This window comes from Pseudolactococcus yaeyamensis, from assembly GCF_054658615.1.
The window spans coordinates 1-5961 of the sequence record NZ_BAAGGP010000121.1; the positions used below are offsets into that span (position 1 = coordinate 1).

General features: G+C 41.2%; 4 protein-coding genes. All 4 read left to right on the forward strand.

Going from position 1 to position 5961, the window contains the following annotated elements; all coding sequences use genetic code 11:
- A partial coding sequence (locus tag ACYQ21_RS14420; protein ID WP_460059280.1) for a tyrosine-type recombinase/integrase occupies positions 1–896 on the forward strand: 896 nt, incomplete at its 5' end.
- A gap of 343 nt (positions 897–1239) precedes the next feature.
- Positions 1240–4038, forward strand: a complete 2799-nt coding sequence (gene ileS / locus ACYQ21_RS14425) for an isoleucine--tRNA ligase (protein WP_460059282.1) — start codon at positions 1240–1242, stop codon at positions 4036–4038.
- 170 nt (positions 4039–4208) lie between these two features.
- Positions 4209–5450 (forward strand): DUF4097 family beta strand repeat-containing protein, encoded by a 1242-nt coding sequence (locus tag ACYQ21_RS14430; RefSeq protein WP_460059283.1) that lies wholly within the window; start codon positions 4209–4211, stop codon positions 5448–5450.
- Positions 5443–5766, forward strand: a complete 324-nt coding sequence (locus ACYQ21_RS14435; RefSeq protein WP_460059285.1) for a PspC domain-containing protein — start codon at positions 5443–5445, stop codon at positions 5764–5766. Before ACYQ21_RS14430 ends, ACYQ21_RS14435 begins: the two co-directional genes overlap by 8 nt.
- Positions 5767–5961: the final 195 nt, after the last annotated feature.

Sequence of the window (5961 nt, forward strand, 5' to 3'; positions counted from 1 at the left end):
ATGAAACCCAAGTTAAAATTTCAACTTTTACAAGTTTGAGCTTTAATCTTCGTAAACAATTAACTTATTTTCATGGTCGTAAACTCAGTGAACTGTCAGCCTTAGATATTCACGCCTTTCAGCAATACATGTTAAAAACAAAGACACAACGAGGGAAACCTGCTAGTATCAGCTATGTCAATCGGCTTACGACAGGTTTAAGCTCTATCTTTGAACGTGCGATTGTGTATGAACTCATGACGGAAAACTGGGTGCGCAAAGTCGGCAAATTGCGAGAAACTCAAAAGAAAAAAATTGAGTTTTGGACGATGGACGAGTACAGACAGTTTGAAGCAACGTTACCGCTTAGCACACATACAGAAATGTTACAAACAACAGGTTTTCGCCTGTTGTTTATGACAGGTATGCGTATTGGTGAGATGTTAGCGCTGAATTGGGAACAGATTGATTTTTCAGAGCAGATGATAACGATTGAAAAAACGTTGTATTATCGCAGTAAGACTGAAAATCAACTTTTAACACCCAAAACAGAGGCTAGTAGGCGACGAATTGGCGTTGACGGTAAAACGCTACAAATGCTTTTAGAATGGCGAGAGAAACAGGGGACTATCGGTGCAATGGCTTATGTTTGTCAGATAGACGGTAGTTTTATGTGTGATAGTCTATGGAGTGCTTGGTTAAAGTGTTTGTCGATAAAGGCGAATGTACAACCTATCAAATTACACTCATTACGGCATTCACACGCTTCAATGTTAATTTCTATTGGCGAAAGTCCGCTAGTCATTCAAAAGCGCCTAGGACATCATGATATTAAAATGACACTAGGAACTTATGGGCATCTTTATCCCGATGCTAGTCAAAAACTAACAGAGAAATTAAGTCTGTTAGAGATTTAAAAAGGCAGTACAAAAATTAAATAAACACCTAATTGTTTGAGAAGTTATCAAAAAGTTAGCAAGTCGCAGATAAGGGGCGTTAAACACCTAGTAATGCAGGATTTAAAACGAATATTCGTGGTTTAGGTGGTACCACGGCTTTTCGTCCCTTGCGGAAGGTCTTCGTTAGATTTCAGCACACACCCCCAAGGTTGCCACGCTTTACCTATTTTGCTTTTAAGTCAACAAAGAACTGTGCTGTTAGTCTGATAAAATTTTTAATATAATCCATCAATTTAAAACCAAAGAAAGTGAGGTGTTGAGCATCGACCGATAAATAATCACGGTCAGCTCATAACTGAATATGAAAATTAAAGAAACCTTGAATCTAGGCAATACAGCTTTTCCAATGCGTGCTGGTTTGCCTAACAAAGAACCAAAAATGCAAGAAACGTGGGATGAGGCGGATCTTTATGCCTACCGTTTGAAAAAAAATGCTGGGAAACCATCATTTGTCCTTCATGATGGTCCGCCTTATGCTAATGGTGATATCCACGTTGGCCATGCCATGAATAAGATCTCAAAAGATATCATCGTCCGTTATAAAAATATGGCGGGATTCCGTGCGCCTTACGTACCGGGTTGGGATACACATGGTTTGCCAATCGAGCAAGTCCTAACTAAAAAAGGCATCAAACGTAAAGAACTTGATCGTGCGGAATATCTTCGCATGTGTCGCGATTATGCTTTAACGCAAGTTGACTTGCAACGTAAAGGGTTTAAATCTTTAGGCGTTTTAGGCGATTGGGGCAATCCCTATATCACGTTGCAGCCGGAATTTGAAGCAGCGCAAATCCGTGTTTTCGGTAAAATGTCTGAAAATGGCTATATTTATAAAGGTGCGAAACCAATCTACTGGTCACCATCATCTGAAAGCTCGCTTGCAGAAGCTGAAATTGAATATCAAGATGTTCGTTCAGCATCCATCTATGTGGCATTTAAAGCAACAGATACCAAAGGTCTCTTGCCAGAAGAGACAGAATTTGTCATCTGGACAACAACATCATGGACCATCCCATCTAACTTGGGTATCTTTGCACATCCTGACTATGATTATGTCCTTGTTGCAGTTAATGACCGTCAATTTGTCATTGCCTCAGAACTACTTAACACAGTTGCTGAGAAATTAGAGTGGGCAGATTACCAAGTCCTCCAGACCATCAAAGGCTCAGAGCTTGACGGAATGGTTGCTAAACATCCGTTCTACGACCGTGACACTTTAGTCATGAACGCAGAATATGTGACCCTTGATTCTGGTACTGGACTTGTCCATGTCGCACCGGGTCATGGTGAAGACGACTATTTCTTCAGCCGTAAATACAAACTCGGTGTGCTTTCTCCAATTGATGATCGCGGCTACTATACAGATGAAGCACCAGGACTTGAAGGTCTTTTCTACGATGAAGGGAATAAAAAAGTTACAGAATGGCTGGAAGAAAACAAGGCGCTATTGAAACTTGAATTCTTCACCCACAGCTACCCACACGACTGGCGCACGAAAAAACCAGTGATTTTCCGTGCCACACCACAATGGTTCGCCTCAATTGACAAATTCCGCAACAATATCTTGAACGAAGTTGAAAACGTTGACTGGATTGTGCCGTGGGGTAAAACACGTCTTTACAACATGATTCGCGACCGTGGCGACTGGGTGATCAGCCGTCAGCGCGCATGGGGTGTGCCGTTGCCAATCTTCTATGCCGAAGATGGTACAGCCATCATCACACCTGAAACGACCGAACACATTGCTCAGCTTTTTGCTGAACATGGGTCTATCATTTGGTGGGAACGTGAGGCTAAAGACCTGTTGCCAGAAGGCTTTACACACTCTGGTTCACCAAACGGTGAATTTACAAAAGAAACGGATATCATGGATGTTTGGTTTGATTCAGGTTCATCATGGCATGGTGTCCTGAACCAACGTGAAGAATTGACCTATCCAGCAGATCTCTACCTAGAAGGGTCTGACCAATATCGGGGGTGGTTCAACTCATCGATTACAACCTCTGTTGCGGTTAACGGTATTGCACCCTATAAAGCCGTCTTGTCACAAGGTTTTGTCCAAGATGCTAAAGGTCGCAAATTCTCTAAATCATTAGGGAATGGTATTGCACCAAAAGACGTGACCAAACAATACGGCGCAGATATTCTTCGCCTTTGGGTGGCTAGTGTTGATAACACATCAGACGTGCGTGTCTCGATGGATTTGATTGGTCAAACATCAGAAGCCTACCGTAAAATCAGAAATACCTTGCGTTTCTTGATTGCCAACACATCAGATTTTGACAAGGCAAAAGATGCAGTTGCTTTTGAAAACTTGAAAGGTTCTGATAAATACTTGTTAGTGCGTTTGAACCAAGTCGTTCAAGCAGTTCGTGACGCCTATGACCGTTACAATTTCATGGAAGTTTACCGAACAATTTTCAATTTCTTGACCAATGATTTGTCAGCTTTCTACCTTGATTTTGCTAAAGATATTGTCTATATTGAAGCAGCAAATTCAGCTGATCGCCGTCGTATGCAGACAGTCATGTATGATATTTTAGTCAAATTGACAAAATTATTGGTGCCAATTGTACCGCATACTGCTGAGGAGATTTGGACTTACCTTGAGCAAGAAGAGGAAGCCTATGCTTACTTGACTGAGATGCCGTCTGCTGAGCTTATCTCGGATGCAGCGGAAATGCTCGATTTCTGGTCAGCATTCCTTGAATTCCGAACAGGCGTCCACAAGGCCTTGGAAATGGCGCGTGATGAGAAAGTCATCGGTAAATCTCTGGAAGCTAGTGTCATGGTTTACCCAGATGAGGCAACAAAAGTGCTCTTAGCTACTGTTGCTGAGACTGAAGATGTCGCAACGCTCCTCATCGTTTCGGAATTTATCGTCTCTGACCAAACAGTGCCAGAAACTGCTGTGAAAATTGGCGACATGGCGATTACTGTCAACCATGCTGTCGGTGGTGTGTGTCAACGTTGCCGTCGGATTGATGAAACAGTTGGCACGAATGCCAATGCCCACTTAGCTGAGCTTTGTGATCACTGTGCTAGCATTGTCGAGTTAAAATTCCCTGAAACAGCCACTGAAGGTTTTGAAGCTAAGTAAAAAGTTAAAAGAAAAATCAGACTTAGGCCTGATTTTTTTTTGACTTGAAAATGAGATAATAAGGATGTAGGTAAGATTATCTACTCGTATAACTCAGATACAGCCATGTATCGGATGGCGCAATAGATGCGCAACCGATACCAAACAGACTTAAAAGAAAGTGTGACGATATGAATAATCAAAAAGAAAGAATAATGGATTTGATGCGTAAGGGCATCATTACTGAAAGCGAAGCTATCGAGTTGCTTGAAAAAGCAGGTCTTGATAACGACACTGCTGGTCGTGGGGCAGGGCAGCAAATTGATAAAGATGGCTATCAAATAGATTCATCAGAAGCGGTGAAACAGTTTGTCAATCAAGCAGGTTACTTAATGAAAAGTTTCTTCCAATCTGCTAAAAAATCTGTTGATAACAATGTTGACTTCAGTAACGGGTTCCCAAGTCTGAAATATGTAACCAAATCAGACTATAGGGCTTTTGAAGGCGGCATTAAAGACATCACGATGTCAGCAACTTCTGGCGATGTAACAGTGGTTACAAAGGACGTTGAAAAAACGATTGTCGAAACAACTTATAAAGTTTATGGTGGTGTGGCAGAGGAAGCTGTGGACGAGTTTCTACGTGACAATGTTGTCATCGAACTTGAACAAGGCGAGTTGAACATTGATGTGAAGAGCAAACGGATTGTTGTTGAGATGACGATCACACTCGCTACTAGTCAGATTGAAAATGCAAAGTTTGATGTGGTCAATGGCATTGTTAATCTTGAAAATCTAGTTGCTGAAGATTTGAACGTTAAAAAAGTTAATGGCGATTTGAGTGTCAAGGGTGGTGTGTTTGGAACGGTTACTGTGAAAGCGGTCAACGGAGAAGTTAGAGTTGCGGCAGACTTTGAAACAGCTGATATTTCCAATGTCAACGGAGAAGTTGTCGTGACAGCTACCGCTATTAACGCCGAAAATCTTAAGGTCAAAAATGTCAACGGAGATGTTAAAATTTCAGTACCTGAAAACATTGGTGTTGTCGGTTATGTCAAAACGACATTTGGCAAGTACAAAACACGGATTGCACTTGATAATCCGCTTGAAATTACTAAAAATGGTGCTGCCTTGATTAGAACAGCAACCAATAGTTTGACATTGGATATTGCAACTAATACGGGTAGTATTTGGCTAAAAGATGGTGAGGTAGCCTATCAAGAGCCTGCAACAGCACCAATCGTACCGGTTCAAGAAGAAAGTGTACCAGAGCAAGCGACTGAGCAGAGTGAAATAACTGAAAAAACAGGGATAACAGAATCAACAGAAAAGTCGGAACCGATAATTATTCCAGAAGGTGATAACTCAAAATTTGATACAATTTTGGAAAAAGAACCAGACGATGAAAGTGAGGAAAATCAAAGTCATGAGTAAGCAACTGACAAAATCAAGAACCAATAAAAAGGTTTCAGGTGTGATTGGCGGTATTGGCGAGTACTTTGGCTGGAGTTCGGATGTGATCACCATTGTTCGGTTTGTCTATGTAGTCCTTGTCTTGATGGGATATGGCACACCCTTGCTAATTTATATCGTTGCAGCTTTTGTCATGCCACGACCAACTCGAAATGAATGGAAAAATAAACAGGATTTTTCTGGATTTTCACAATGGCCTGGAGACAAGCCAACACAAAACAAAAAAATGAAGGATGTGACACCTTTTGATGATGACGACGATTGGTCAAAATTTTAAAGGCAAACATTTCGGTTGAAATAACGCTTGATCTGCGCACAGGTGAAGCGTTTTCTTATATTTTTTGATATAATCCCGAGTTTGACAGTTAAAAATCAGAAAAACACTATTCCGCCTTGTGATATAAGGAGTTAGAGCGTTTTGTTCTCAATTATTTTTGTTGTATACACACCCCTCTTGCGAATTGTCTCAGCT

What these genes read in the sequence shown, in the direction of transcription:
- ACYQ21_RS14435 (WP_460059285.1), top strand. Translation starts at nt 5,443, where the DNA reads ATGAGTAAGCAACTGACAAAATCAAGAACCAATAAAAAGGTTTCAGGT.
- ileS (WP_460059282.1), top strand. Translation starts at nt 1,240, where the DNA reads ATGAAAATTAAAGAAACCTTGAATCTAGGCAATACAGCTTTTCCAATG.
- ACYQ21_RS14430 (WP_460059283.1), top strand. Translation starts at nt 4,209, where the DNA reads ATGAATAATCAAAAAGAAAGAATAATGGATTTGATGCGTAAGGGCATC.